The 2,899-nt window shown below is 65.9% G+C and carries 2 protein-coding genes and 1 pseudogene; 2 read left to right on the forward strand and 1 reads right to left on the reverse strand.

Annotated features, from left to right (window positions below; translation table 11 throughout):
* The first annotated feature begins 102 nt into the window (after positions 1 to 102).
* Together FNX44_RS25620 and FNX44_RS25625 are read left to right on the forward strand one after the other, a co-directional pair.
* Positions 103 to 528 (forward strand): DUF1801 domain-containing protein, encoded by a 426-nt coding sequence (locus FNX44_RS25620; RefSeq protein WP_143651363.1) that lies wholly within the window; start codon positions 103 to 105, stop codon positions 526 to 528.
* A gap of 365 nt (positions 529 to 893) precedes the next feature.
* On the forward strand, positions 894 to 1,388 hold the full coding sequence (locus FNX44_RS25625) for an alpha/beta fold hydrolase (protein ID WP_143651364.1): 495 nt from the start codon (positions 894 to 896) through the stop codon (positions 1,386 to 1,388).
* A 1,104-nt stretch (positions 1,389 to 2,492) separates the two neighbouring features.
* On the opposite strand, the pseudogene FNX44_RS25630 reads toward FNX44_RS25625, so the two are convergent.
* Positions 2,493 to 2,899 (reverse strand): annotated as a pseudogene (locus tag FNX44_RS25630) (hypothetical protein); the annotation flags it as partial.

Below are 2,899 nucleotides of genomic sequence, written 5' to 3' on the forward strand. Positions count from 1 at the left end.
CTCCTCGCCCACCTCCCCCCACTTCCCTGACCCGACGTACGGAGAGCCGGCCCTCGGCGCTCCGCTGGCCCCACTGGTAAGGGGCCGTTAACATCTCGTTCCATGGGAGAGGAACCATCGGAGAAACCGCGGCTGTTGTCGGGCGGGAATCCACAGATCCCAAAAGGCGACGGCGACGAACCCGTCCAGGCGTATATCGCCGCGATGCCGGGCTGGAAACAAGAACTAGGCCGTCACCTGGACACCCTCATCACCGGTGCGGTCCCGCACGTGCGCAAGGCCGTCCGCTGGAACTCCCCTTTCTACGGGGTGGAGGGAAACGGCTGGTTCCTCAGTTTCCACTGCTTCGCGAAATACGTGAAGATCACCTGGCTCAACGGCTCGTCACTGGACCCGCTTCCTCCGGACGACTCCAAGCACAAGCATGTGCGCTACCTCAACCTCCACGAGGACGACACACCTGACGAGGCCCTCCTCACGGACTGGATCCGCCAGGCCGCCGCCCTCCCCGGCGAAGACCTCTTCTGACCACCCTCACCGCCGAGCGGAGCACTGCAGGACATGTCCTGGAAGCTGCTGGACGAGAACAAGGTCACGGAGTGACGACTCGCAGGACTGTTTCTCCTGGCCGCGTTATGGGATTTTTTCTCTCTCGTGCCATCGTGCTGATTCTTGAGTTTCCCGGGTGTGGGGCTGCGGGTCCTCTGCTGGTGGAGTGCGGATTGGGTTTCCTCGCCGATACGGTCCATCACGCCGCACGCGTGGTCTCTTTGGGGTGTGTGTCTGGTGCCTGCTTCGGAGTGGCGATCGTGCTGCGGATGGCCCGGCGATATCCTGGCAGCGTCGTGCGTCTGATGCTCGGCGGCGCAGCTCACGGGGCTTCGCCTGAGTAGGTGGAGGCGGCCGAGCGATGGCGCGTACTGGCCGAGGAAGGAGCCTTCGAGGCGCTAGCGCGGGACGTGGCCGCGCAGTTCATGGCCCCCGAGGGGCACGGCATGGTCCGCCGTAGGTCAGCTGTCGCACGGTTGATGCGCAGGAGGTTCGCGAACCTGACCGAGCGTGAACTGGCGATGGGCATGGTCCACTACGAACGTCTCCTCACTCATCCGTGGAGTCTGCCGCAGCCGGATGTCACTGCCCCGGTTCTGGTGTTCACCGGGGAGTTCGACACCATCACCCCACCACCGGTCGGCAGGAGTGTCGCCCAGCACCTCGCGGGCCGATTCACCACCATCAAGGAGTCCGACCACCTCGTCCAGATCGAACGTGACAGTGAACTGGCCGACCTGATGGTTCACTTCTTCACCGACCGCCCCCTCGGTCGCCTCCCCTACCTGAACCCCGTCGAGTTCTTCTCCTCGAACATCACTTCCCCCGCAAACGTGTAGTCAACAGCCACCACCCACAGGAGAAACGCGACGCCACTCCTACACAAGCCGCTGAACCGCCCTTGCCCGAGACACAAGGCCCAGCTGGGCAGTACCCTCACGTTCGGGTACCGCGAACTGACGTACTACCGCGGCAAAGACAGCGAGGAGACGGCATGGGCGCAGGCCGGGCCGTGTCGCGCCTACTGGAAGCGATGTGCGCGGTCGTCGCGATGCTCCTCGCTCTCCTTGTGGTGCTGGCCTCCGACTATGAGGCCCTACGGGCCGCTCACCGCAGCGGTGCTCTTGCCTCTGTGGTCATGGTCTTCGTGGTGGCGTGCACTGCCTGGCTGGTTCTGTGGCGCAAGCGCACCGGGCGAGGTGTATCGGCCTGGCTGGTCGTCGCGCTGCTGGCCTGCGGCACTGCCGTGGTGGCAGTGGCGGGGGGAGCGGCCCTCACCACGGACCACCAGCGGCCTACCGAGCCCGCCGTATCGGAATCCCCGTCACCTCCAGGACCGCCTTCCGCTGGGCCATGATGGGCGGACGTACCAGACGGCCTTTTCCTCGCCGCAATGGATCAGCCGTCTCGGACCCCGGCCCCACGTTTCTTGATGCCGTCTATCAGGCTACTGATCATGTACTCACCACACGTCTCGACAACAGCGGTCTTGAGGTGGGTGGGCTTGCTGCATGATCGGGCGACATCTGAACTCGCTTGCCCTGTTGATGGTCTGCGTGAGGCTGTCAGTGGAGAGTCGTCACCTGGAGGTCAGTGGTATGACCCCCGTGACCTGCTAGTCCTCGCTGCTGGGTCGTGACGCACTGGCACTGACAGTAGTGACGAAAGCCCAGGTCATTTTCGTGCCGACTCCTACTCATCACCGGAAATCGGCACCAGGTCGATCACGACCTCCGCGCTCTCCCCTCGCGCCGCATCCACCTACGCCATCGCCGCCGCAACCAGCTGCAGCGGGTCCGGCTTCACCCCCGCCGCTGCCAGCGGCCGATGTGCCGGCAACGCCAACACCAACTCCGCCCGCGCGGTATACAACCGGCGGCTCGCCACCTCCTTCCCAGCAGCACGGCGTCCCCGCACGCCCCACACCCTCGACAACATCGCCCTCAACCCTCCTCACCAGCCGAAGCCGACACCGGCGGCACTCCCTCGAACCGAATCCGCGGGACACCACCGCTCTTCTCCTGACCGCTCCCGACCTCGACGTCGGCGTACGCCGACGTCCGAAGCAACGCCGCCGCCCGCTGCGGCCCCTCCACCGCGTAACCCAGCTGCCCGCCCTCGCAGAACAACCGCACTCGCACTCCCGCAGCCCGCCGCGGAACCGCGCCGGCCGCCGCCGGCACCTGCGCCAACTGATCCGCGAACCAACCGATCTCCTCCAGCTTCGGATCGAATCCATCCGCCGGCACCAACACCACCCGCACCCGTTGCTCCAACGCTCGCCGAACCTGCCGCCGCCATGACACCCACACGCCCGCCGCGAGCCCCCGCCCAGCACACCGGCACACAC

It is taken from the genome of Streptomyces alkaliterrae (genome assembly GCF_007097205.2).
GTDB lineage: Bacteria > Actinomycetota > Actinomycetes > Streptomycetales > Streptomycetaceae > Streptomyces > Streptomyces alkaliterrae.